At 68.6% G+C, this 24,022-nt stretch carries 24 protein-coding genes and 2 riboswitches; of the genes, 15 read left to right on the forward strand and 9 right to left on the reverse strand.

Annotated features, from left to right (window positions below):
- The first annotated feature begins 118 nt into the window (after positions 1-118).
- Together QK291_RS08710 and dcd are read left to right on the forward strand one after the other, a co-directional pair.
- Positions 119-562 (forward strand): SRPBCC family protein, encoded by a 444-nt coding sequence (locus tag QK291_RS08710; RefSeq protein ID WP_282380899.1) that lies wholly within the window; start codon positions 119-121, stop codon positions 560-562.
- 50 nt (positions 563-612) lie between these two features.
- Positions 613-1,188, forward strand: a complete 576-nt coding sequence (gene dcd, locus QK291_RS08715; protein WP_282380900.1) for a dCTP deaminase — start codon at positions 613-615, stop codon at positions 1,186-1,188.
- Here dcd and QK291_RS08720 read toward each other — a convergent pair.
- The 3 genes from QK291_RS08720 to QK291_RS08730 are packed head-to-tail and all read right to left on the reverse strand — an operon-like array spanning position 1,185 to position 4,311.
- Positions 1,185-2,381 (reverse strand): cation:proton antiporter, encoded by a 1,197-nt coding sequence (locus QK291_RS08720; protein WP_282380901.1) that lies wholly within the window; start codon positions 2,379-2,381, stop codon positions 1,185-1,187. The genes dcd and QK291_RS08720 overlap by 4 nt on opposite strands.
- Positions 2,382-2,385: 4 nt before the next feature.
- Positions 2,386-2,868: a cation:proton antiporter regulatory subunit gene (locus tag QK291_RS08725; protein WP_282380902.1), complete on the reverse strand. Its 483-nt coding sequence runs from the start codon at positions 2,866-2,868 to the stop codon at positions 2,386-2,388.
- Positions 2,869-2,907: 39 nt separating this feature from the next.
- Complete coding sequence (locus QK291_RS08730) at positions 2,908-4,311, reverse strand: MFS transporter (RefSeq protein WP_282380903.1); 1,404 nt, start codon at positions 4,309-4,311, stop codon at positions 2,908-2,910.
- Between the two features lie 148 nt (positions 4,312-4,459).
- Between QK291_RS08730 and QK291_RS08735 the strand changes: the two genes are divergently transcribed.
- Genes QK291_RS08735 through mnhG form a run of 6 tightly spaced genes read left to right on the forward strand, consistent with a single transcriptional unit; the run spans position 4,460 to position 10,876 of the window.
- On the forward strand, positions 4,460-7,471 hold the full coding sequence (locus QK291_RS08735; RefSeq protein WP_282380904.1) for a Na+/H+ antiporter subunit A: 3,012 nt from the start codon (positions 4,460-4,462) through the stop codon (positions 7,469-7,471).
- The gene (locus QK291_RS08740) at positions 7,468-8,043 is read left to right on the forward strand and encodes a Na(+)/H(+) antiporter subunit C (protein ID WP_282380905.1); all 576 of its coding nucleotides are present in this window, start codon (positions 7,468-7,470) and stop codon (positions 8,041-8,043) included. The genes QK291_RS08735 and QK291_RS08740 overlap by 4 nt, the downstream gene beginning before the upstream one ends.
- A complete protein-coding gene (locus QK291_RS08745; RefSeq protein ID WP_282380906.1) occupies positions 8,040-9,653 on the forward strand; it encodes a Na+/H+ antiporter subunit D in 1,614 nt (537 codons plus the stop codon). Before QK291_RS08740 ends, QK291_RS08745 begins: the two co-directional genes overlap by 4 nt.
- Positions 9,650-10,195: a Na+/H+ antiporter subunit E gene (locus QK291_RS08750; protein WP_282380907.1), complete on the forward strand. Its 546-nt coding sequence runs from the start codon at positions 9,650-9,652 to the stop codon at positions 10,193-10,195. Before QK291_RS08745 ends, QK291_RS08750 begins: the two co-directional genes overlap by 4 nt.
- Positions 10,192-10,470: a monovalent cation/H+ antiporter complex subunit F gene (locus QK291_RS08755; protein ID WP_282380909.1), complete on the forward strand. Its 279-nt coding sequence runs from the start codon at positions 10,192-10,194 to the stop codon at positions 10,468-10,470. Before QK291_RS08750 ends, QK291_RS08755 begins: the two co-directional genes overlap by 4 nt.
- Complete coding sequence (mnhG, locus tag QK291_RS08760; protein ID WP_282380911.1) at positions 10,460-10,876, forward strand: monovalent cation/H(+) antiporter subunit G; 417 nt, start codon at positions 10,460-10,462, stop codon at positions 10,874-10,876. The genes QK291_RS08755 and mnhG overlap by 11 nt, the downstream gene beginning before the upstream one ends.
- Before the next feature lie 17 nt (positions 10,877-10,893).
- Here the strand turns inward: mnhG and QK291_RS08765 are convergent, their stop codons facing one another.
- Positions 10,894-11,157: a DUF4235 domain-containing protein gene (locus tag QK291_RS08765; RefSeq protein ID WP_282380913.1), complete on the reverse strand. Its 264-nt coding sequence runs from the start codon at positions 11,155-11,157 to the stop codon at positions 10,894-10,896.
- 180 nt (positions 11,158-11,337) lie between these two features.
- Here QK291_RS08765 and QK291_RS08770 point away from each other — a divergent pair, with 180 nt between their 5' ends.
- On the forward strand, positions 11,338-12,105 hold the full coding sequence (locus QK291_RS08770) for a DUF4386 family protein (RefSeq protein ID WP_282380914.1): 768 nt from the start codon (positions 11,338-11,340) through the stop codon (positions 12,103-12,105).
- On the opposite strand, the gene QK291_RS08775 is transcribed toward QK291_RS08770, so the two are convergent.
- The gene (locus QK291_RS08775) at positions 12,097-12,642 is read right to left on the reverse strand and encodes a heme-degrading domain-containing protein (protein ID WP_282380915.1); all 546 of its coding nucleotides are present in this window, start codon (positions 12,640-12,642) and stop codon (positions 12,097-12,099) included. The two genes, QK291_RS08770 and QK291_RS08775, sit on opposite strands and share 9 nt — an antisense overlap.
- Positions 12,643-12,837: 195 nt before the next feature.
- Positions 12,838-12,981: riboswitch (TPP riboswitch) on the forward strand.
- Positions 12,982-13,047: 66 nt separating this feature from the next.
- Between QK291_RS08775 and QK291_RS08780 the strand changes: the two genes are divergently transcribed.
- From QK291_RS08780 to QK291_RS08800, 5 genes are all read left to right on the forward strand, one after another.
- Positions 13,048-13,782, forward strand: a complete 735-nt coding sequence (locus QK291_RS08780) for an ECF transporter S component (RefSeq protein ID WP_282380916.1) — start codon at positions 13,048-13,050, stop codon at positions 13,780-13,782.
- Positions 13,783-13,798: 16 nt separating this feature from the next.
- Complete coding sequence (locus tag QK291_RS08785) at positions 13,799-15,460, forward strand: ABC transporter ATP-binding protein (RefSeq protein WP_282380917.1); 1,662 nt, start codon at positions 13,799-13,801, stop codon at positions 15,458-15,460.
- A complete protein-coding gene (locus tag QK291_RS08790) occupies positions 15,457-16,260 on the forward strand; it encodes an energy-coupling factor transporter transmembrane component T (RefSeq protein ID WP_282380918.1) in 804 nt (267 codons plus the stop codon). Before QK291_RS08785 ends, QK291_RS08790 begins: the two co-directional genes overlap by 4 nt.
- A gap of 96 nt (positions 16,261-16,356) precedes the next feature.
- Positions 16,357-17,880, forward strand: a complete 1,524-nt coding sequence (locus QK291_RS08795; protein ID WP_282380919.1) for a UDP-N-acetylglucosamine 1-carboxyvinyltransferase — start codon at positions 16,357-16,359, stop codon at positions 17,878-17,880.
- A gap of 123 nt (positions 17,881-18,003) precedes the next feature.
- Complete coding sequence (locus QK291_RS08800; RefSeq protein ID WP_282380922.1) at positions 18,004-19,194, forward strand: glutamate--cysteine ligase; 1,191 nt, start codon at positions 18,004-18,006, stop codon at positions 19,192-19,194.
- Between the two features lie 19 nt (positions 19,195-19,213).
- Here the strand turns inward: QK291_RS08800 and QK291_RS08805 are convergent, their stop codons facing one another.
- From QK291_RS08805 to QK291_RS08820, 4 genes are all read right to left on the reverse strand, one after another.
- The gene (locus tag QK291_RS08805; protein ID WP_282380924.1) at positions 19,214-20,422 is read right to left on the reverse strand and encodes an O-succinylhomoserine sulfhydrylase; all 1,209 of its coding nucleotides are present in this window, start codon (positions 20,420-20,422) and stop codon (positions 19,214-19,216) included.
- Positions 20,423-20,854: a rhodanese-like domain-containing protein gene (locus QK291_RS08810; RefSeq protein WP_282380926.1), complete on the reverse strand. Its 432-nt coding sequence runs from the start codon at positions 20,852-20,854 to the stop codon at positions 20,423-20,425.
- On the reverse strand, positions 20,851-21,066 hold the full coding sequence (locus tag QK291_RS08815; RefSeq protein ID WP_282381214.1) for a DUF1737 domain-containing protein: 216 nt from the start codon (positions 21,064-21,066) through the stop codon (positions 20,851-20,853). Before QK291_RS08815 ends, QK291_RS08810 begins: the two co-directional genes overlap by 4 nt.
- Positions 21,067-21,172: 106 nt before the next feature.
- Positions 21,173-21,287: riboswitch (SAM riboswitch) on the reverse strand.
- Positions 21,288-21,437: 150 nt separating this feature from the next.
- Positions 21,438-22,394, reverse strand: a complete 957-nt coding sequence (locus QK291_RS08820; RefSeq protein WP_282380928.1) for an aminodeoxychorismate lyase — start codon at positions 22,392-22,394, stop codon at positions 21,438-21,440.
- A gap of 93 nt (positions 22,395-22,487) precedes the next feature.
- Between QK291_RS08820 and cls the strand changes: the two genes are divergently transcribed.
- On the forward strand, positions 22,488-23,963 hold the full coding sequence (gene cls / locus QK291_RS08825) for a cardiolipin synthase (RefSeq protein WP_282380930.1): 1,476 nt from the start codon (positions 22,488-22,490) through the stop codon (positions 23,961-23,963).
- The last annotated feature ends 59 nt before the right edge of the window (positions 23,964-24,022 follow it).

Consider the following 24,022-nt stretch of genomic DNA (forward strand, 5'->3'; position numbering starts at 1 on the left):
TCCCCGCAAACGCGCGGGACGGGCCGTACTGTCTATCCTGAAGGAGTTAGCTGCAGTTCCGTGGGGGCGGGCTGAGCCAGGGCTACGCCCATCAGCCGTCCGCCGAGCAAGGAATTCCGTGGCAATCGCAGAATACGACGTCGTCATCGACCGGGATGCCATGAGCGTGTATGACTTCCTGCTGGACGCCCGCAATCTGCTGAGCTGGCGTGCCGGAGTCCGCAGCGTTGAACTGGAATCAGGGGCTGCGGGGACCAAGGGCGCGGTATACCGGCAGACCGTTGCCGGCCCCGGCGGACGCGCGGTCTGTGGAGACTTCGAGATCACCGAGGCGCGGCCCGGGGCGGAAATCCAGTACAGGGTCCTGGGCGGGCCGGAGCTCACGCGCGGCGGCTTTTACCTGAGCACCGAGGGCGGGAGCACCCGCGTCCGCTTTGCCGTGGAACGCGAGCCCCGGGGTCTCCTGTCCTGGCTGAAGTCCCCCTTCCACCGCCGGATGAAGGCCGAGGTCTGCCAATTGGAGCAGCTCAAGTCGGTTTTGGAAGAGCAGAAGGGGCTGTAACACGCAGCCCGCGCACCCTTGTCACCGGCGAGTACGGTAATTTTGAGACTGTGCTGATCTCCGACCGCGACATTCGTGCCGAAATTGACTCCCAACGGATCGTTCTGGAGCCGTTCGACCCCGCCATGGTTCAGCCGTCGTCGGTTGACGTCCGGATCGACAGGTTCTTCCGGCTGTTCGACAACCACAAATACGCCCACATCGACCCGGCAGAGGACCAGCCCGAGCTGACCCGCCTGGTGGAGGTTGAGACCGGCGAACCCTTCATCCTGCATCCCGGGGAATTCGTCCTGGGCTCCACCTACGAAACGGTGACGCTCCCTGACGACGTCGCCGCCCGGCTTGAGGGGAAGTCCTCGCTGGGCCGGCTTGGCCTGCTCACGCACTCGACCGCAGGATTCATCGATCCGGGCTTCTCCGGGCACGTGACGCTCGAACTGTCGAATATGGCGACGCTGCCGATCAAGCTGTGGCCGGGCATGAAAATTGGACAGCTGTGCTTCTTCCGGCTCACCTCCGCCGCCGAGTTCCCCTACGGGTCCGGCGAATACGGCAACCGCTATCAGGGCCAGCGCGGCCCGACGGCGAGCCGCAGCCACTTAAACTTCCACCGCACCAGCATCTAGACGCCGTCGGCAGTCCGCACCGCGGGCGGTTTCGCCGGCCTGCGCAGCATCGCCACCACCGGCTCCACGAACCTGGCGGCCAGCGGGCCCGTGACGGCCATGATCAGCACGTAGGCGGTGGCCATGGCCGCGAGTTCCTGGGGCACCACACCGGAGGCCACGGCCAGGCCGGCGATGACAATGGAGAACTCTCCACGGGCGATCAGCGCGGCGCCGGCACGAAAACGCCCCGCACGCCCGATCCCGGCCTGCTTCGCCGCCCAAAAGCCAGTGATCATCTTGGTGACGGCCGTGACGAAGGCCAGCAGCAGCGCCCAGCCAAGCACCGGCGGGATCGTGGAGGGGTCTGTATTAAGGCCGAAAACCACGAAGAAGATGGCCGCGAAGAGGTCCCGCAACGGCTCCAGGATCCTGGTGGCGCTGTGCGCGGTGGCCCCCGAAATGGCGATTCCGAGCATGAAGGCCCCCACCGCCGCGGACACCTGCAAGGCCGAGGCCAGCCCGGCCACCAGCAGTGCGGCCCCGAGCAGGTTGAGCAGGAACACCTCGGAGTTTTCGCTGTGCACGGCCTTGGACACGTGGTGCCCGTGCCGCAACGCCACCAGCAGCACGACCGTGACAACGGCGAGCGAGATCCCGACGGTCTGGAGTCCAACAATGAAGCTGACGCCGGCCAGGGTCGCGGTCAGGATCGGCAGGTAGATCGCCATGGCCAGGTCCTCGAACACGAGGATCGAGAGCACCACCGGAGTCTCGCGGTTACCGATCCGGCCCAGGTCCGTGATCACCTTGGCGGCGATCCCCGAGGAGGAGATGTAGGTGACCCCGCCCATCACCATTGCGCCCACGATGCCCCAGCCCAGTACCACCGCGAGCAGGGCGCCCGGCAGGAAGTTCAGGACAAGGTCGAGGACGCCGGCCTGCCAGGAGCGTCGCAGCCCGGTCACCAGCTCTGCCGCCGTATATTCCAATCCGAGCATAAGCAGGAGGAGGATAACGCCGATTTCGCTCGAGAGATGGGCGAACTCGTGCATACCCTCGAGTTTTACAATGCCGCCGGCACCGAAGAACAACCCGCCGAGGAGGTACAGCGGGATAGGGGACATGCCGATCCGCCCCGCCAGCCTCGCCAGCAGGCCGAGGCAAAACACGACGGCCCCGAGTTCAATCAGGGTCAGTGCGAGCGGATCCATACCGTCAGCCGTTGCGCAGGATGCCGGCCGCTGTGTCGAGGCCTTCTTGCGTTCCCACTGCAACGAGGAGATCGCCGCGTTGCAGGACCGCGTCGGGGCCCGGTGAGGGGAGTACTTCGCCTTCGCGCATGATGGCCACGATCGAGGCACCGCTCCTGGTCCGGATCCGGGCCTTGCCCATCGGCTGGTTGCGGTAGGGGGAGTCGGGGCCGATGGAGAACTGCCGGGTGACGATCCCCGGGACCTCGCGGTGGGCTTCGGAAAGCTGCATGGCCAGCCGCTGGCCGCCCAGCAGATTCCCCAGGGCTGCGGCTTCATCGGCGGTCAGCGGAATGGACGCCTGGCAGGTGTCCGGGTCGTCCCACGTGGAGACGATCAGCTCGGTTTGGCCTTCGCGGTATTCCACGACACCGATCCGCCGCCCGGAGGCGGTCATGAAATCCTTGCGCCGGCCCAGTCCCGGCAGGTCCGTTTCATCCACGTTCATTCCTCCAGCCTAGTGGGCCGGAGGCCTTTCCGGGCAGCTTCAGGCTGCGGGGACCACCGCGATGTCGGTCTCGCCCGGGGCCTTGACCGGCAGCAGGAGCAGCAGCCCGGCCAGGAGCACCACCATGATGCCGAGGATGCCCCAGCGCTGTGCCTCGCCGGGCTCCACCAGCGGGGCGGCGACGGCGATGCAGAGCGTGAAGAGTGCGGGGGCGAGGAAGCTGACGGCCCGGCCGGTGGTGGCGTACAGGCCGAACAGTTCGCCGGACTCGCCGTGCGGGGCAAGCCGGGCCAGGTAGGCCCGCGAGGAGGACTGCGCCGGCCCCACGAAGAGGCACAGGAACAGGCCGAAGATCCAGAACGTGGTGGTGCCGGCCCAGTCCATGCCCAAGAAGGAATGGTTCCCGTTGCCGAGGATCAGGATCATCGAACCGGCGATCAGCAGGCCCGCCAGCGACCCGATGATGACCGCCTTCGGACCGATCCGGTCGTCGAGGAAGCCGCCCAGGATGGCGCCCGCGGCGGCCACGACGTTCCCGAAGATCGCGAAGAAGATGACCTCCTTGAGTTCGAAGCCGAAGGTGCCGGCGGCGATGATGCCCCCGAAGGTGAACACCGCGGCGAGACCGTCCCGGAACACGGCACTGGCGAGCAGGAAGTAGATGGTGTGCGGGCTGGTCCGGTAGATCGCCTCGATCCGCCGCACCAGCAGGCCGTAGGAGGCCAGGAACCCCAGGCCGGCGCCCCGTCTGGTTCTGGGAAGCTCCGGCACCGCGAACAGCACGGGCAGCGCGAAGATGAAGAACCACAGGGCCGAGAACACCGCGACCAGGCGGATGTTCAGGCCGTCCTCGGTCGAGGCGCCGAACCACTCGAAGCCGGGCTGGACGAAGATCTGGAGCACTATCAGCAGGGCCGCAATCCCGCCGAGGTACCCCATGCCCCAGCCGAAGCCGCTGACCTTGCCGATGTTCTTCGGCGTGGAGATCTGGGCGAGCATGGCGTTGTAGTTCACGCCGGCAAACTCGAAGAACACATTCGCCAGCGCTATCAGGGTCACGCCGAGCAGCAGGAACTCCGGACGCGGGAACACGAAGAAGCACAGGGCGGTCAGGAGCGCGACGGCGGCCGTGTTGACCCCCAGCCAGAGTTTCCGGCGTCCGCCGGTGTCCGAGCGCTGCCCGGTGACGGGTGCCAGCAGCGCGATCGCGGCACCGGCGACGGCCAGTGCGCCGCCCAGGACCGCGGAGGCCTGGTCCTCCCCGCCGAAGGCCTTGGAGGTCAGGTACACGGTGAAGACGAACGTGGTCATGACCGCATTGAAGGCAGCCGAGCCCCAGTCCCAGGCTGCCCACGCGAGGATGCGGCCCTTGTGGGGGGTCTGGCTTCCGGATTCCAGTTCCGAGGCGGGTCGCATGGCCTCTGGGGCAGCGGCGGAGTTCATAGCGTGAATGTTATCCGCAGCGCGCCGGGGGCGGCGCACCGTGCCAAAAGAATTTGTCCACGCTTGGTAAACTGTCCGGACTGAACCTAACGAATGACCCGCCTGCCCAACTTTTGACAATCGAATTCCTGACCTTGCGGAGATACCAGTGATCACAGTCCTTGCCGTGCACTTTGCGGTGGCTGCTGTGGCGCCATTTCTCTTCCGGAAGTTCGGCCGGAATTCGTTTTACGCCCTCGCGACGGTGCCCGCGGGTTCGTTCGTATGGCTTCTCCTGCAGCACGGCGCCGTCTATTCCGGTGCCGGCGTGGCAGAGGTCCTGCCCTGGATCCCCGAGCTGAAAATTGAGCTTGCCTTCCGGATGGACGCCCTGGCCTGGGTCATGTCCCTGCTCGTCCTCGGCGTGGGGTCGCTGGTGCTCGTCTACTGCGCCAGGTACTTCAAGGACAAGGACGACTACCTCGGCGGATTCGGCGCCCAGCTGCTGGCCTTCGCCGGGGTGATGTTCGGTCTTGTGACGGCAGATGACCTGCTCCTGATGTTCATCTTCTGGGAACTGACCACTGTCCTGTCCTACCTGCTGATCGGCTACGCCCGGACCAGGCTCTCAGCGCGGCGCTCTGCCCTGCAGGCCCTCATCGTGACCACCGCCGGCGGCCTGGCCATGCTGGTGGGCCTGGTCATTCTCGGCTTCAACGCCGGGACCTACCGGATCTCGACCATCCTCGAGATGGCTCCCGCCCTCACCACCGGACCCGCCGCGGGAGCCGTGGGCGCCGCCGTCGTGCTCATCCTGGTCGGTGCGATCACAAAATCGGCGCTCGTCCCGTTCCACTTCTGGCTCCCCGGCGCCATGGCGGCCCCCACCCCGGTGAGCGCGTACCTGCACGCCGCAGCCATGGTGAAGGCCGGCATTTACCTCGTCGCGCGGCTGGCGCCGGGCTTCGCAGAGACCGCGTTCTGGCTGCCGGTGGTGCTCGGCCTCGGCCTCGCCACGATGCTGGTCGGCGGCTACCGGGCGCTGCGGCAGACGGATATCAAGCTCATCCTGGCCTACGGCACGGTCAGCCAGCTCGGCTTCCTCACCATGGTCGTGGGGCTCGGCAAGCCCGACGCGGCGCTGGCAGGCCTTGCCCTGCTCCTCGCCCACGGGCTGTTCAAGGCCACCCTCTTCCTCGTGGTGGGCATAATCGACCACCAGGCCGGAACGCGTGACATCCGCAAGCTCTCAGGCGTCTACCGTTCCTCCCGGGCCCTCGCCGTCGTGGCCGCCGCCGGCGCCGCGTCGATGGCGGGCATCCCGCCGCTGGCCGGCTTCGTCGCGAAGGAATCAGTCTTCGAGGCCCTCGTCCACTACAGCACCGAGCCCGCTGCCGGCCCGTGGGGCCCGGTGGTCCTGATCGGCGTGGTCCTGGGTTCGGTCCTGACGTTCGCCTACAGTGCGCGGTTCATGTGGGGCGCCTTTGCCGTCAAACCCGGCGTCGAGACCACCCCGTTCAAACCGATCAAGCCGGCCTTCCTGGCCGCCCCCGCCATCCTGAGCCTCCTGACCATCGTCTACGGACTGTGGCCGGCCCCGGTGGACGGCTGGATCCAGCCCTACGCGGCGCTGTTCGTGCCCGACGGCGAGGACGCGGCAGCCGCCGCCGGGCACCTTGCGCTGTGGCACGGGCTGACCCCGGCCCTGGGACTGACCGCAATCACCTTCGCCCTTGGCCTGGCCATGTTCTACGGCCGCAACGCGGTCTCCCGGCTCCAGGGGCTGGTCCCCGGCTGGGTCGACGGCGACCGTACCTACCAGCTGACCATCGGTGCGCTCGATGACATCGCGGTATGGATCACCGGCCGGACCCAGCGCGGTTCCCTGTACTTCTACCTCTCCGTCATCCTCACCGCGGCGTTCGTCCTGCCGCTGACCGCGCTGGTGCTGGCCAACAAGCCGCTGCCGCAGGACCTGTACTTCATCGACCCCAACGCCCCGCTGCAGATCGTCGTGGGTGCCGGAATTGTGATCGGGGCGCTGGCCGCGGTGCGCGCCAACAAACGCTTCCTGGCCGTGCTGATGGTGGCCGTCACCGGCTACGGCATTGCCCTTATGTTCGCGCTGCAGGGCGCCCCGGACCTCGCGCTGACCCAGATGCTGGTGGAATCCATCATCCTGGTGGCCTTCGTCCTGGCCATGCGCAGCCTTCCGGCCGAACTGCGCGACCGGACCGGCGGGAAATACCGGGTGGTGCGGGTGATCATCGGCGCCGCCTTCGGCATCACTATGGTGTTCGCCGCCATCTTCGCCCTGGGCGCCCGGGTGGCCGCGCCCGTGTCGCTCGAGTTCCCGAAGCTGGCATACGAGGGCGGCGGCGGGCTGAACATTGTGAACGTGACCCTGGTGGACATCCGTGCTTGGGATACCTTCGGGGAGATCTCGGTGCTGGCACTGGCGGCCACCGGCGTGGCCAGCCTGATCTTCGTCCGGGGCCGCGGTGAGGGGATCCGGGCCTCCTCCACCGTGGCCGAGGGCACCGTCGGACGCCGAAGCCCCGGCGCCGGCCGCGGAAGCACCCGTGACGACGCCGCGCTGGCCATGAGCCGCCGGTTCGCGGCCTCCAGCCGGGACGCCTGGCTCGTCGCCGGACGGACCATGGCGCCGGAACGCCGTTCGATCATCTTCGAAGTCGTCACGCGCCTGGTTTTCCACTCCATCATCGTGTTCTCCATCTACCTGCTCCTGGCAGGCCACAACTCGCCGGGCGGCGGCTTCGCCGGCGGCCTCACCGCCGGGCTGGCGCTGACCGTCCGCTACCTCGCCGGGGGCCGCTTCGAGCTGCGCGAGGCCACCCCGATCAGCGCCGGCACCCTGCTGGGCATCGGCCTCGCCACCGCCGCGGCATCGGGTCTGGTGCCGTTGCTGCTGGGCGGCCAGGTGTTCCAAAGCGCCATCATCGAGTTCTGGCTGCCGGTCTTCGGGGACGTCAAGTTCGTCACCTCCACGATCTTCGACATCGGCGTGTACATCGTCGTCGTCGGCCTGGCGCTGGACGTGCTGCGCAGCCTCGGCGCTGAAATCGACGAACACTTCGAGGAACAGCCGCCCGCAGAGTCCGACGACGGCCAGGAGGCCGGCGGGATACTGGCCGAAACCTCAGCCAGGGGGAAAGCATGAGCGTCAACCTGACCCTGCTGACGGCCATGGGAGCCCTCTACGCGTGCGGCATCTACCTGATCCTGGAACGCAGCCTGACCCGGGTCCTGCTGGGCTTGATGCTGCTCGCGAACGCCACCAACCTGCTGCTTCTCGCCACCGGCGGCTACGCCGGCCTGGCGCCGATGTACAGCAAGGACACCGCCGCGGGGGAGTACAACGATCCGCTGCCGCAGGCCCTGATCCTCACCTCGATCGTGATTTCCTTCGCCGTCACTGCGTTTATGCTCGGCATCATCTACCGGGCCTGGGTGCTGGCCCGCGAGGATGAGATCCAGGATGACGCCGAGGACCGCCGGGTCGCGAAAACCCCCAGCTTCGACCTCGAGGACGACTCCGTGATCCCGGTGGAGACCTCCGAATTCCCGCTGACCATGATCGGCTCGGACGGCCAGTCGGTCTCCGACGTTCCCGACGGGGCCGAGGCCACGGTCAACGTCGCCGGCCGCACGCTGGACGCCGAGGCAGCAGCCTCGGAGGAACAGCCCGGATCCCTGAAAGTCACCCCACCCAAGGAAGGAGGCGGGCAGTGAACATCGCCAGCTTCGCCCCGCTCGCCGTCCTCCTTCCCATCCTCGGCGCTGCCCTGACCTTCCTGCTGATCCGGCACTCGCGGGCCCAGCGGACCGTGAGCATTGCGCTGCTGTCCGTGACGCTGCTGCTTGAGTGCTGGCTGCTGGCCTCCGTCTGGAACGGCGGAACGGCGGCGGTCAACATCGGCGGCTGGCTCCCCCCGTGGGGCATCGTGATGGTGGTGGACCAGTTCTCCTCGCTGATGCTGGTGGTCTCCTCCTCCGTGAGCCTCGCCGTGCTGATCTACGCCACCGGGCAGGGCATGGCCGACGGCGACCGGGACGCGCCGGTATCGATCTTCCACCCCACCTACCTGATCCTGGTCGCGGGGGTGTCCAACGCCTTCCTCTCCGGGGACCTGTTCAACCTGTACGTGGGGTTCGAGATCCTGCTTACAGCCAGCTACGTGCTGATGACCCTCGGCGGGACGGGGCCGCGGATCCGGGCCGGGGTGACCTACGTGGTGGTCTCCGTGGTCTCCTCGGTCCTCTTCCTGATCGCAATCGCGATGATCTACGGCGCCACCGGCACCATCAACATGGCCGACCTCGCCATCAAGCTCGCGGACCTCGACCAGGGCACGCAGAACCTGCTGCACGTGATGCTGCTGGTGGCGTTCGGCATCAAGGCGGCCATTTTCCCGCTGTCCTTCTGGCTCCCGGACTCCTACCCCACGGCGCCGGCCCCGGTCACGGCGGTGTTCGCCGGACTGCTCACCAAGGTGGGCGTCTACGCCATCGTCCGCACCGAAACGCTGCTGTTCCCTGGCGACACCTTCAATACCCCGCTGATGGTCGCCGCCCTGCTGACCCTGATCGTGGGAATCCTGGGCGCGCTGGCCCAGAGCGATATCAAACGACTCCTGTCCTTCACCCTCGTCAGCCACATCGGCTACATGGTGTTTGGGCTCGCGATGTCCTCGGTGGCCGGGCTGGGCGCCGCAGTCTTCTATGTGGCGCACCACATCACCATCCAGACCAGCCTGTTCCTGGTTACCGGCCTGATTGAACGCCGCGGCGGCAGTTCCTCGATGGACCGCGTCGCCGGGCTCGCGAAGCTGTCCCCGATGCTGGCGGTGCTGTTCTTCGTCCCGGCCATGAACCTGGCAGGCATCCCGCCGTTCTCCGGTTTCCTGGGTAAAGTCGGGCTGCTGCAGGCCGGGGTGCAGCTGGGAACCCCGCTGGCCTACGCCCTGGTGATCGGCGGGGTGCTGACCAGCCTGCTGACCCTGCTGGCCATCGCCCGCGTCTGGAACCGCGCCTTCTGGCGCAAGCCCGAGGACGCCGAACACCCCGATCCGGTGCTGCTGGCCGCCCCCGAGGACGCGGCCACGGGGGACCGGGCCGGCAAAACCAACGTCACCCTGCTGCCGCGAACCATGGTGGGTTCCACCCTGGGACTGGTCATCTTCGGCGTCGGGCTGACCATCTTCGCGGGTCCGCTGTTCAAGGTGGCGGATCAGTCCGCCGTCGACATGCTGGACCGGACCGCATACATCCAGGCGGTCCTCGGCGAGGACGCACCGGTCCCCGCGATCGCCCGGCCCGAGCCGCGGGTGGTGTCCAAATGAGCCGGAAACGGATCTCGCTGCGGCAGGAACTCCCGCTGCTGGTGTGGCTCGTGATCGTCTGGGGCGCCCTGTGGCGGGACTTCAGCCCCGGGAACCTGCTCTTCGGGGCCCTGATCGCCGTCCTGGTGGCCCGGATGTTCTACCTGCCGCCGGTGGAACTCGGCGGGCGCTTCAACGTGCTCCGTGCAGTTCCGTTCGCCCTGATGTTCCTGGCCAAAGTGGTGGCAGCGAGCTTCCAGGTCCTCTACTTGGCCGTGGCGAAGGGCCCCAGGGTGATCAGCGCCGTCGTCGCCGTCCCGCTCCGGAGCCACTCCGACCTGCTGGTCACCGCCACCGGCCACATCACGGCGCTGATCCCCGGCTCGCTAGTCGTGGAGGTGGACCGCTCCACGTCCACGCTCTACATCCACGGCATCAACGTCCGCAGCGCCGAGGACGCCGCGCAGCTGCGCAAGGACGTCCGCGACACGGAAGCGGGACTGATCAGGATCCTGGGCACCAAAGCCGAACTGTCCGCCCTCAACCAGGAGGTGGCGGCATGATGCAGCTGGTCCTTACCGTAACCGCCGTGGTGCTCTCCCTGGCCGCCGGAGGCGCGATTATCCGGATCGCGCGGGGCCCCTCGCTGCTGGATAGGGTGCTGGCCGCGGACGTCCTGCTCGCCATCGTCGGCGCGGCCTTGTGCATCGACATGGCCGCGAACCGGCACCTCAACAACCTCATGCTGCTGGTGGCGGTGTCCCTCATCGGGTTCGTCGGCTCCGTCACGGTCGCCCGCTTCGTTGCCGACCGTCGGGAGAAGACCCGTGAATCCTGAGACCCTTTCCGGCGATACCGTGATCGACGCCGTCTCGGCGGTCTTTATGGTGGCCGGCGCCCTGATGTCCCTCGCCGCGGCGGTGGGCCTGCTCCGCTTCCCGGACCTCATGACCCGGATGCACGCAGCCACCAAACCGCAGGTGCTGGGGCTGTTCCTGCTGCTCTTCGCGCTGGGCCTGCAAATGCGCAGCTGGTGGGTCTGGCCGGTGCTGGTGGTGGCGTGGATCTTCCAGCTGCTCACCGTCCCGGTGTCCGCGCACATGGTCGGCCGGGCCGGTTACCGGACCAAGCACCTGCACCCGGAGCTGCTCAGCACGGACGAACTGGAGGCCGTGGTGCAGCAGGCGGCCGGCAAGCGCGGTTTCAGTGACGACGACGGCGACGAGGCCAGCGCCGGGCGGTGAGGGCTAGACGATGCGCCCTAAGCGAGGTCCTGGGTTTTGGCGAAGCGGGTAATCGCCCGCTGGGTGCCGCGGTTGGCGAGGACCTGGATGATGGCGCTGACGCCCGCTGAGATCAGCGCGAAGGTCAGGGCCGAGTGAAGCGTGGTGGGCACATCGTCGTCGTGGCCCTTGGGCGGCTGGTTGCCGGTGGCTTTCTCCCAGATGCCGTCAACGAGCTTGGTGCCGACGAAGCCGGCGAGCAGGCTGACGCCGGTGCCGAGCAGTTTGATGAAGATGTTCATTCTTCGGACTCCTTGTGGGGGAGGAAACAGGGCTTCCCCTAGCCTAGCGTTCCCGGCCGGCCGGTTCGGCCAGGGACGCGGGGCCGGCGCCGCGGGGCCGGGCGGGGCCAGAGGCGGGCCCGGGGCGGCCCGGGACCAACGCCCCTGTCCGGCGGGCCCGGCCCGGCCCTATCTTCGAGCATGGACCAGCCCAACACCCGGCCGCGGGGCCAGCCCCGGCCGGCCGCCGCCACTGCGGGCGGCGGCCAGACCTGGCGGCGGCTGTACTTCTGGGCCGGCATCTCCTCGGTGCTGTTCGTGGCGCTGCTGATTCTGGCCCTGGTCCTGGACTTCGCCGCCCCGCCGCCGGTCCACGGAGGCGCCGGGACACTGGAATTCATCGCACGGAACAAGGGGAACTACGTCGCCGAACAGCTGCTGTGGATCGTGCCGAGCATCCTGCCGGTGCTCGTGTTCGTGGCGCTTTTCGTGGCGCTCGCCCCGCTCGACAAGAGCCTGGCCCTGCTTGCCACGGTGGTCGGCGGACTGTCATGGACGCTGATCCTTGCCGTCCCGGTCACCAGCCGGGGCTCCCTGGTGCTCGTGTACCTGAGTGACCGGTACGCCGAGGCGGACGACGACGCGGCACGGCTCCGCTACGCGACCGCCGCCGAGGCGATCGTCGCGGAGAACAACACCCCCGCCGTGGTTGGCGTGTTGTCCGCGCTCGGCATACTGCTGGTCTCCGTCGTGATGCTGCAGGGGGTGCTGCCGCGGACCCTCGCGTGGCTGGGGATCGCCACCGGCGGCTTGGGCGTCGTCGCGGAGGCGCTGCGGCACGCCGTCCCGGAGTTCTACTGGGGCTATGGGGTGCTGTTGTGGGTCTGGTTTGTGGCCGTGGGCTTTGCGCTGATCCGGCTGGCGGCGCGGACGCCCCGGAGCAGGGGCGACCGCGGCAGGCTAGCCTGAGGTCCCGGAGCGGCCGAGGATTTCCGAGAGGGCCTCAACCACCAGTTCATGGTCGGCCTTCTGCGGCAACCCGGAGACCGTGACGGTGGCGACCATCCCGGTTCCGCGCAGGTAGATGGGGAAGGCGCCCCCGTGCGCGGCGAACTCCTGCTGGTCGAACCAGGCGTTGTCCTCGATCCTCCCCCCGGCGGCCCGGGCCCGGAGACCGACCAGCAGCGACGGGACCTCGTACCGCACGGCAGTGCGCTGCTTGGCCCTGATCCAGCGTTCGTTGTCGGGGGTGGCGCCCTCCAGTGCCGCGTGGAAAAGCACCTGCTCGCCTTTGGTGATATCGATGGCGATCGGGTGGGAACGCCGCCGGCCCAGTTCCACCAGGAGCAGCCCCAGGTCCAGGGCGTCATCCTTGCTGAAGGACCGGAACTGCAGCTCATCCATTTCGGCCAGGATGCGGCCGATGAGCGCACCCAGGGACCTGTGCGGCTGCGGTTCCGCGGAGTCGGGGTCGTAGTCGGGGGAAGTCACTGGTGAGTTGGTCAAATGATTCAGCTTCCGTTAGTTGGCCGCCGGTGGTGGCCGGCGGGCCCCGGCGTCCGGCGTTCCCGTGCTTTGTGCGACTCTACCAAGCAGGGCCGATCCGGGGCACCGTCGTTGAACCCGGCCGATTGTGACGGGGGGCCCCGGAAAACAACCCTTCACGGGTGTAAACTGGGCCACGCCCACAAGGGCGATATTTAGATACGACAGGGGAGCGCCGCCGTCGGGCATCACCGGAGGAATCCGGGGAAACCACAGGTGGGCGCTGAGAGTGCGGACAGCCGCAGACCCTCGAACCTGATCCGGTTAGTACCGGCGCAAGGGAGTCGAGTTCTCAGAGTGCGCGGGGCGGCGGCGGAAGCTGCCAACCCCGGGTCACTCTCCCCTCCTGTTCCTCAGGAGGACGATATGACTGACACATCAGCCGAGCACACACCTGCCGGGCACGCACCTGCCGGGCACACACCTGCCGGGCACACACCTGCCGGGCACACACCTGCCGGGCACGCACCTGCCAAGCAAGAACCTGCCGCGACGCCCGCCAAACGCAGCCACAACTGGCGGGTGGTGGACATTGTGGTGGCCGCGTTGATCGCGGTGGCCGGCGGCGTGATTTTCTGGGCCTGGTCCCAGGGCGCCAACCTCATTTCCGCCCCGGTCAACGCGTTCTACCCGCCGCTCACGGGGCTCTACGCCGGCGGCTGGATGATCCCCGCGGTATTGGGCATGCTCATCATCCGCAAACCGGGCGCCGCGCTGTTCTGCGAAGGCGTGGCCGCCACCGGCGAGCTGATCATGGGCTCGCAGTACGGCACGACGGTGCTCATCTCCGGCCTGCTGCAGGGCCTGGGCGCCGAACTGGTCTTCGCCGCCTTCCTGTACAGGAAGTTCAACCTGCCGGTATCCCTGCTGGCCGGTGCCGGGGCGGGTGTGTTCTGCGGCCTGAATGATGCGTTTATGCCCTGGGGCTGGAACATCGCCTACGCCGGCGGCGACAAGCTCGCGTACATCATTTTCACCGCCGTCTCCGGCGCCGTGATCGCCGGCGGGCTGTCCTGGCTCGCCACCCGCGGTCTAGCCAGGACCGGTGTGCTGAGTTCCTTTGCCTCCCGCAAGGCCGGCACGGAGCCGGTCTTCTCCTGACGTCCGCGCCCTGACCATGACATCCTCCGATACGGTCCGCCCGGCCACGGTCGCCGCCCGCGGCTGGGGCTGGCGGCACGCCGGCCGGTCCCGGCCCGCGGTCCGCGGTCTGAACCTGGACATCCGGCCCGGGGAGCGTGTGCTGCTGCTGGGACCCTCGGGTGCCGGCAAGTCAACGCTGCTCCACGCCCTGGCCGGGGTGCTCGGTGACAGCTCCACGGGCGGCGCTGACCCCGCATCCGGTACTGCGGCGGACGCCGAGGACGCGGACGAATCCGGCAGCCTGCTGATCGACGGTGCCCCGCCGCGGTCCCGGCGCGGCCGGGCCGGGCTGATGCAGCAGGACCCGGAGACCCAGGTGGTGCTCTCGCGCCTCGGCGACGACGTCGCCTTCGGCGCGGAGAACCTCTCCGTGCCCCCGGCGGACATCTGGTCACGGGTCGGGGAAGCGCTCGAGGACGTCGGGCTGGGCCGTCTGCCGCTGGACCACCCGACGTCGTCGCTCTCCGGCGGGCAGAAGCAGCGCCTGGCGCTCGCCGGCATCCTGGCGATGCGCCCCGGGCTGATCCTGCTCGATGAACCCACCGCCAACCTCGATCCCGACGGCGTCCTGGAAGTCCGCGACGCCGTCGGCCGCTGCCTGGATAAGACCGGCGCCACTCTCGTGGTGGTGGAGCACCGGGTCTCTGTCTGGAAGGACCTCGTGGACCGGATCGTGGTGCTGCAGCCCGGCTCGGCCACGGACTCCGCCGTGCTGATCGACGGGCCGCCGGACCAGGTCCTGGCGCAGGCACGGGACATGCTCACCGCGGCGGGCGTCTGGGTGCCGGGCTACGTGCCCCCGGCCCGCGGGCGCGGCGGCACCCGGGACGCCGGTGCCTCCGGGGCCTCCGCGGGGGCGCTCCCCGGTGCCGGCACCGCGGGGCGGCTGCTGCTGGCCGCGGAGGGCCTGGCTGTGTCGCGCGAACGCCCGCGGCGGGCCGGTCTCCGTGGCGGCTTCCGGCCTGTCCCGCCGCAACCCGTGCAGTCCGGCATCACGGCCCAGGTCCGGGCCGGGGAGGCCCTGACCATCACCGGGCCCAACGGCTCGGGGAAGTCCACCTTCGCCCTCACGCTCGCCGGGCTGCTCGCGCCGGTGTCCGGCAGGGTCTCTGCCGCCGTGGAACTCAGCGCCGGCGCCGGGATCGACCCGTACCGGTGGAAGGCCCAGCAGCTGATCGCCCGGATCGGCACCGTGTTCCAGGAACCCGAGCACCAGTTCGTCACCGGCCGGGTGCTCGACGAGCTGATGTTCGGGCCCCGGCACCTGGGCCGCGGCGAGGAGCGTGTGGACGAACTGCTGGAGCGGCTGCGGCTGACGGAGCTGGTGGACGCCAATCCCTACACACTCTCGGGAGGGGAAAAGCGGCGCCTGTCGGTGGCGACCGTCCTCGCCGCCCATCCCCAGGTGCTCGTCCTGGACGAACCCACCTTCGGCCAGGACGCCAACACCTGGGCCGAGCTGGCGTCCTTCCTCTCCGAACTGCTCGACGACGGCACCGCCGTCGTGTCCGTGACGCACGATGCCGACTTCAGCGCCGTCCTGGGCGGCACCGAGCTGAGCCTCCGGGCCCCGGAACGCCGGGAACCGGACGGGCTTACGGGACGCCGTCAACCGGGGAAGGTCGGCGCGCCATGAGGCAGGAACTGACGCTGCGCGGCAACCAGGCCCTGCTGACCCGCGCCAACCCGCTGGCGAAATTCGCCGCCGTTATGCTCATCACGATGGTGCTGGCGCTGTCCATCGACTGGGTGTCCGCCTCGGTGGCCCTGGCGTTCGAGCTGGCGCTTCTTCCCCTGGCCGGACTCACCGTTGCCCTGCTCTGGCAGCGCGGCTGGCCACTGATTCTGGCCGCCGCCCTGGGCGGCTGGAGCACCACGATCCTGGCCCCCGACACCGGGAGCATCCTGCTTGACGCCAGGATCTGGTCCATCAGCGACGGATCCCTCGAACTGGGGGTGGGGTTCATGGTCCGCGGCCTGGCCATTGCGCTGCCGGCGGTGCTGCTGATGAGCTGCACGGACCCCACGGACCTGGCCGATGCCCTGGCGCAGAAGGCGAAGCTGCCGCACCGTTTCGTCCTCGGGACGCTGGCCGCGATGCGGCTCGTGGGGCTCATGGCCGAAGAATGGCAGACCATCGGCATGGCACGCCGCGCCCGCGGTGTGGGCTCCCACGGGAATCCACTGCAGCGGCTGCGCGCCACCCTGGGGCAGAGCTTCGGGCTGCTGGTGCAGGCCGTCCGGCGCGCCTCCCGGCTCGCGGTCACCATGGAAGCCCGGGGCTTCGGCGGCGCACACCGGACCTGGGCCCGGACATCGACGTTCAGCGGCGTGGACGCCTGGGTGCTGCTCGGCGGGGTGCTGATTGCCGGCGCCGCCGTCGCGGCCTCGCTGGCGGCGGGAACCTGGAACATGGTCTTCCTCGCCCGCCAGTAGCCGCGGTTATCGCACGGTGCGGGTATTCCTGTGAGATTAGCGGCATTCCGGCCCGAATGCCCGGGGTTAATAGATCATCCGTGATATTTTCTGGGGATGATCCAAGAGACTGCTGAAGAAGTCGGCGCCCTGCTCCGCGACGCCCGCGGCCAGAAAGGCTGGACCCAGGGGCAGCTCGCCGCCGAACTGGGAACCAGCCAGAGCGCGATTGCCCGCATGGAACAGGGCAAGCAGAACCTGAGCCTGAAAATGATCCAGCGGCTCGAGTCCATCTTCGGCCGGAGCATCGTCAAAGTAGGCCGGCCGGCCATGACGCACCTCCGGGTCGAGGGCGGCCGCACCCTCTCCGGCTCCGTCGATGTCAACAGCAGCAAGAACGCCGGCGTCGCCCTGCTCTGCGCCAGCCTCATCAACCGCGGCACCACGATCCTGCGGCGGCTTGCCCGGATCGAAGAGGTCAACCGGATCGTCGAGGTGCTGACCAGCATCGGCGTCGAATGCACCTGGCTCAACGCCAACGACCTGCAGATCCGCCGTCCCGCCGTGCTGGACCTGGAGTCCATGGACGTCGAGGCGGCCCGCCGGACCCGCAGCGTCATCATGCTGCTGGGCCCGCTCCTGGATGAATCCAGTGAGTACCGGCTGCCCTACGCCGGCGGCTGCGACCTCGGCACCCGCACTGTGCAGCCGCACATGCAGGCGCTGCGCCAGTTCGGCCTCAGCGTCGACGCCAAGGCCGGCTTCTACGCCGTGCAGGCGCCGCCGTCGGACGGGCACGACCGCTCCTTCGTGCTCAGCGAACGCGGCGACACCGTCACCGAAAACGCCATCATGGCCGCGGCGCACCGCAGCGGCACCACTGTCATCCGCAACGCCAGCCCCAATTACATGGTGCAGGATCTCTGCTTCTACCTGCAGATGCTCGGCGTCGGGATCGAGGGCGTGGGGACCACCACGCTGAAGATCACCGGGCGCCCCAACGTCGACGCCGACATCGAATACTTCCCCTCCGAGGACCCGATCGAGGCGATGAGCCTGATCACCGCCGGTATCGTCACGAACTCGGAGGTGACCATCCGGCGCGTCCCGATCGAGTTCATGGAGATCGAACTCGCCACGCTGGAACAGATGGGCCAGCGGCTGGAGGTCTCCGGCGAGTACCTGGCCCGGAACGGGCGCACCCGGCTGGTGGACGTCACCACCCGGACCTCGGAACTGCGCGCCCCCGAGGACAAGATCCACCCCATGCCGTTCCCCGGGCTAAACATCGACAACCTGCCCTTCTTCGCGGTCATCGCCGCGAATGCCCAGGGCCAGACGATGATCCACGACTGGGTCTATGACAACCGGGCGATCTACCTGACCGAGCTGAACAAACTCGGCGCCCAGGTGCAGCTGCTGGACCCGCACCGGATCTATGTCAACGGACCCACCAAATGGCGTGCGGCCGAGGTGGGCTGCCCGCCCGCCCTCCGCCCCGCGGCATGCCTGCTGCTGGCAATGCTCGCCGCCCGAGGCGTCTCGGAGCTGCGCAACATCTACGTGATCGAGCGCGGCTACGAGGACCTGGCCGAACGACTCAACACCATCGGCGCAAAGATTGAGTACTTCCAAGACTGAATCCTCTGGACAAATCCAAGCAACGCGGGGTCACTCCGCGCCCAGCCGGAGGCCCTGCGTGGGCGCGGAGTGACCCCGCGTTGAGGTAGAGCGTTTCGTTGGATCCTGACGCACAATAGAACCATGCGCACCTTCGGCGTGGAGGAAGAACTGCTGATAGTGGACCCCGAAACGGGGATGCTGCTTGCCCTCGCCGACGTCATGCTTCCCAGCCTGGTCCCGCCCAAGCTGGACGCGGGCCCGGTGGACCCGGCACGGCTGCATGACGTGGGCGTTGGCACCGATTTCAGCTACGAACTCAAACTGGAGCAGATCGAAACCCAGACGCGGCCGTGCCTGGATTACACCGAACTGCTCCGGCAGCTTAATCAGGGCCGGGCCCTCGCGGACCGCGCCGCCCGGGTGCACGGCGGCCGCGTCGCCGCCCTCGCCACCTCGCCGCACGGCTCCGCCACCCACCTCACGCCTAATCAGCGCTACCTGACCATGCAGCATCGCTTCGGCCTCACGGTCCGGAACCAGCTGACCTGCGGCCTGCACGTCCATACCTTCGTGGAGTCTCCGGAGGAAGGCGTGGCCGTGATGGACCGGATCCGCGACAAGCTCGCCGTCCTGATCGCGCTCAGTGCGAACTCCCCCTACTGGAACGGCGCGGAGACCGGGTTCGAAAGCTACCGCACGCAGGCCTGGAACCGCTGGCCGGGGTCCGGTCCCACAATGATCTTCGGCAGCCTGCCGGTCTACCGGCGGGTGGTGACCCGGCTGATCGAAACCGGCGTCCTGATGGACGAAGGGATGATCTACTTCGACGCGAGGCTGTGCCGGCAGCATCCCACCGTGGAGATCCGGGTCGCCGATGTCTGCCTGCGTGCCGAGGACGCGGCGCTGATCGCCGTGCTGGTGCGCGCGCTCGTCGAGTCGGCGTCCCGGGAATGGAACGACGGCGTCGATCCCGCCCCGGTGCCGACGCTGCTGCTGCGGATGGCCGCCTGGCAGGCCAGCAACTGCGGACTCGGCGGGCAGCTCCTGGACTTCGGAACCTTCACCCCGGCCCCCGCCGCGGCGGTGGTCCACGCGCTGGTGGACTTTGTCGCCCCTGTGCTGGAGGAACAGGGCGAGCTGGACCTGGTGCGGGCGGGCGTCGGCCGGATCCTGGCGGAGGGCACCGGGTCGCAGTTGCAGCGGGAGCCGTTCCACGCAGGCGGGCTGGCCGCCGTCGTCGAACGGGCCTCCGACGTGACCAGTCAGGGAACCGTTACCGGGGACCCGGCGGACCAGCGCTCCTCCCTGGGCAGGGTCCGCCGCCGGCCCTGACGGCGGACCCTGAACAGCCTTAGACCTGCTTGAGCGCCTGGCCGAGGTCGCGGGTCAGGTCCCCGAGGTCCTCGAGGCCCACGGAGAGGCGCACCACGCCGTCGCTGAGCCCGATCGCCGCCCGGCCCCCGGGCCCCATTGCGCGGTGCGTGGTGGTGGCGGGGTGGGTGATGAGCGACTTCGAATCGCCCAGGTTGTTCGAGATGTCGATGATCCGCAGCGCGTCCAGCAGCGCAAACGCCGCCTCTTTCGCCGAACGCCCGGCGGACGGGGAAAGCTCGAAGGTCAGCACGGTGCCGCCGGCCTTCATCTGCCGGGCGGCCAGTTCGTACTGCGGGTGGGACGGCAGCAGCGGGTACCTGACCCAGCTGACCTCGGGCTGCTCCTCAAGCCATTCGGCCAGCCGCAGCGCGGAGGCGGAGGAATGGTTCACCCGCAGGGCCATGGTCTCCAGCCCCTTGGTCAGCACCCATGCGTTGAAGGCCGAGAGCGCCGGGCCGGTGTGGCGCATCAGCTGCTTGACCGGGCCCCCGATGAACTCCTTGGTGCCCAGGATCGCGCCGCCGAGCACCCGGCCCTGGCCGTCGATGTGCTTGGTGCCGGAATAGACGACCACGTCCGCGCCGAGCTCCCCGCAGCGCTGCAGCAGGGGAGTGGCGAAGACGTTGTCGACGACGACCGTCGCCCCGGCGGCATGCGCCAGCTCGCTCACGGCGGCGATGTCCACGATTTCCTGCATCGGGTTCGACGGCGACTCAAAGAAGACCGCCGTCGTCGGTTCGGACAGCGCGGACCGCCACTGCTCCAGGTCCGGGCCGGCCACAAAGACCGTCTCGACGCCCCAGCGGGGGAGGATTTCGTTGAGGATCACGAAGCAGGAACCGAACAGCGAACGGGCCGCGACGACCCGGTCGCCCGCGGCCAGCAGGGCGCCGAGGGCAGTGAAGACCGCGGACATGCCCGACGCGGTGGCGAAGCAGGCCTCGGTGCCTTCGAGCAGCCGGAGCCGTTCCTGGAACGTTGCCACCGAGGGGTTGCCGTAGCGGGAGTAGACGAAACGCTCGTCCTCGCCGGTGAAGGCGCGCTCGGCGGCGGCCGCGGATTCGTAGACGAAGCCGGAGTTCAGGAAAACCGGTTCGGTGGTTTCCTGGAAGCCGGTGCGGTCGAGTCCGCCGCGGACGGCCTGGGTCTCGGCGCTCCAGCCGGCGGCCTCGGGGGTGAAGGTCACTTAGTGCTTTCCGGGGTTGGTCGGCAGGCCGCGGTTCTTCCAGCCGTTGACGGTGCGTTCGCCGTGGCGGTCCGGCTCGCCCTCGAAGCCCTCAAGGACGTTGTAGGAGATGAACCCGGCCTCCGTTGCGGCGATCGCCGCGGCGACGGACCGGGCGCCCGAACGGCACAGGAAGACCAGTTCGGTGCCGCCGGCGTCGGGGGTTTGTTGTTTCAGCTGCAGTTTCAGCTGTTCTATGAAGCGCGAATTGGGGAGGCCGCCGGCCAGGTTCCACTGGATGAAGAGCGGGCCGGTGCCCTTGTCACCCGCGGCAGCGGTGTCCGGGATGCCGATGTGGGCCCATTCGACCTCGGTGCGGACGTCCACCAGGATGGCGCCGTCCTCCAGCTTGGCCCAGGCCGCCTGTGGGCTGAGGTCCCCGGCGTAGCTCACGCGTGCCCCCCGCCGTCGAACTCGAGGTCATCCACCGCATTGGCGACGGCGGCATCAGCGCTGGCGATCGCTGCCGGCAGCACCACGGCCTGGGCCACGATGACGGTGCCGCCGTCGGACGTGGCGGCCGGGCTGCCGTGCAGGACGTAGCCCTCGGCGAGGGCGGCCGAGACGCGCTCGCAGAAGGCGCGGTCATCGGGGCCGGTGAACAGGCGGTATGCGAGTCGCTCCTCGGCGGCACCGGGGACTGCGGGGGTGGGGGCGGGTGCTGTTACGGGGACAGCGGGGGCGGGCGCGTCAGGCACGACGGATCTCCTTCTTTCACGCTTGCAGCTCGAATGGTCGATATGCCGAGTATTCACCTGAGGCACCCCGCCGCGAAAGGGAGGGTTGCCGACCGGCCAGTCAGGGCTTGGCGCCGGGTCTCATTACTCACCAAAAAACGTAACACCTGCACCGCCGGCCCGCACCGCCGCCGCCGTCATGTTAAGTAACGGTCCCGCAAGCAACGCGGGGTCAGCTCCGGCCCATTCCGGCGCCCCGGACGGGCGCTAGGTGACCCCGCGTTGCTTTGGAGGCGGGGCTACTCGATCGTGGCGTACAGCGCGTTGAGCTCCGCGGTGAGCTGCCGGCGCAGCTCCGGGGTGCCGATTTCCTTGCCGTCGATGTGGTTGACGGGCGCCAGCAGCCGGATGCTGGAGATGAGCCACACGGCGTCGGCGTCGTACAGGTCGCGGGGCACCAGCGGGCCGTAGCCCAGCTCCCAGCCGGCGGCCTTCGCCGCGGTGAACAAGGCGCCCTGCGAGGTGCCGGGCAGGATTCCGCTGTCGAGCTGGGGCGTGATGAGCCGCCGGACGGTGCGGACCCCGCCGGCGCCGTCATCGGTGGTTTCCAGGTGCGCGAGCAGCACGGTCGACGTCGGACCCTCCAGGACCCGGCCGTCCGCGGAGGTGAAGATGACGTCGTCCGCGCCCTGGGCGCGGGCGTGGCGCAGCGCGGCCATGTTGACGGCGTAGGACAGGGTTTTGGCGCCCAGGAGCAGCCACGGGGCCCGTTCCCCGATGTCGCTGTCGTAGCCGCGGTCCAGCAGTATCACGTCGATCCCGGTGTCGCGCTGGCGCCTCCCGGCGGGTCCCGGGGCGGAGGCCTGGACCCAGCAGGTGGGCCCGGCCGCGCCTTCGACGCCGCGGGTCACGAGGAGCTTGACCACGAGTTCGTCGTCCTCGACGGTCCCGGCGGCCGGAACGTGCCGGCGCCGGTACTCGCTGATAGCCGTCGTGATGGCCCGGCGCCAGGTTTCCTCGGCCGGGATGTCCAGCTCCAGCAGCCGGGCGGACCCGGCCAGCCGGTTCAGGTGCGCCTGGAGCTTGCGGGGCTGCCCGCCCACGGCCAGCAGCGACTCGAAAACCCCGTCCCCGCGGGTGGCGCCCTGGTCCGTCGCCATCAGCTGCGGCCTCGTGGCGTCGGCCAGCCGGCCGCCGTCGAACGCGGGATCGAGGAAGACCAGCACCGGGACGGGGGCGGCAGCGGGAGAAGTCATGGCTTCAGCTTAGTGCGGCGGGCTCCGGGATAGGATTTGACGGTTGCCCGTTCCGGAACTGTTCCGCGGGTTTGGAACTTGAGGGGTTCGTCTGTGCTGTGGCCTTTTTCCCTGGCGGAATCCCTGCCGTCCTGGGTGATCCTGATCCTCACCGTCGTTGACCTCGTCATCCGGGTGCTGGCGCTCGGCATCATCCCCGGAAACCGGCGCCCCACCACGGCCATGGCCTGGCTCCTGATCATCTTCTTCGTCCCGGCCGTGGGCCTGGTTCTCTTCCTGCTCTTCGGCAACTTCCGGCTCTCCCGCAAGCGCCGGGCGCAGCAGGACGCCGTGAACACCCGGGTACGCGCCGGCACCTCCGATCTGGCGATGCTGGAAAGCGGCTACGAGGGCCCGGAATGGGTGTCCTCCGCGGCGGAACTGAACAAGACGCTGGGCTCGCTGCCGATGGTCGACGGCAACCGGGTGGAACTTCTGCCCGGCTACCCGGACTCGATCAAGGCGATGGCCGCCGCCGTCCGGGACGCCAAGGAGTTCGTCAACGCCGAGTTCTACATCCTGAGCTCGGACCACGTCACGGACGAGCTGTTGACCGCGATGGAGGAGGCCGCCGAACGCGGCGTCGAAGTCCGCCTCCTGTTCGACCACCTGGGGACCCTGCGCATCAAGGGCTACAGCAGGCTGATCGCCCGGCTCAAGGCCAGCAAGATCCGCTGGCGGCCCATGCTGCCGCTGAACCCGCTGCAGGGGCAATGGCGCCGGCCGGACCTGCGCAACCACCGCAAGATCATGGTGGTCGACGGCGAAATCGCCTTCACCGGGTCGCAAAACCTGATCGAGCCCTCCTACAACAACCCGCGGCACCGCAAGATGGGCCGCGAGTGGGTGGAGCTGATGGCGTCCCTGCGCGGGCCGATCGTCACGACGCTCAACGTCGTCTTCGCCACCGACTGGCTGAGCGAAACCGACGAATCCCTCGAGGACCAGCTCGCGCACCGGCCCGAACTGCACGCCGGGCACGTCACAGCCCAGGTGGTGCCCAGCGGGCCCGGCTTCATCACCGAGAACAACCTGCGGCTCTTCAACACGCTGATCTACTCGGCGCAGCGCAAGATCTCGATCTGCAGTCCGTACTTCGTCCCCGATGATTCGCTGCTGTATGCGGTGACGACGGCGGCCCAGCGCGGCGTCGACGTCGAGCTCTTCGTCTCGGAAAAAGGCGACCAGTTCCTGGTCCACCACGCCCAGCAGTCCTACTACGAGGCGCTGCTGGAGGCCGGGGTGCGGATCTACCTGTACAAGGCCCCGTTCGTGCTCCATGCCAAGCACTTCACGATCGACAACGAGGTGGCCGTGCTGGGTTCCAGCAACATGGACATGCGCTCCTTCTCGCTGAACCTTGAGGTCTCGGTGATGCTCCTGGGGGAGGACATCGTGCAGCGGATCAGCGCCGTGGAGGACGCGTACCGGGACATTTCGCGCGAGCTGAAGCTCGAGGACTGGATGAAGCGGCCGATGGGGGTCAAATACGTGGACAACGTCGCCCGGCTGACGGCGACGCTGCAGTAAAAGGACGCTGCCGCAGCCCGACGGCGACCCTGGGCCGACGCCGCCGCGCAGTTGCGCCG

This window comes from Arthrobacter sp. AL12, from assembly GCF_029960645.1.
Taxonomy (GTDB): domain Bacteria; phylum Actinomycetota; class Actinomycetes; order Actinomycetales; family Micrococcaceae; genus Arthrobacter.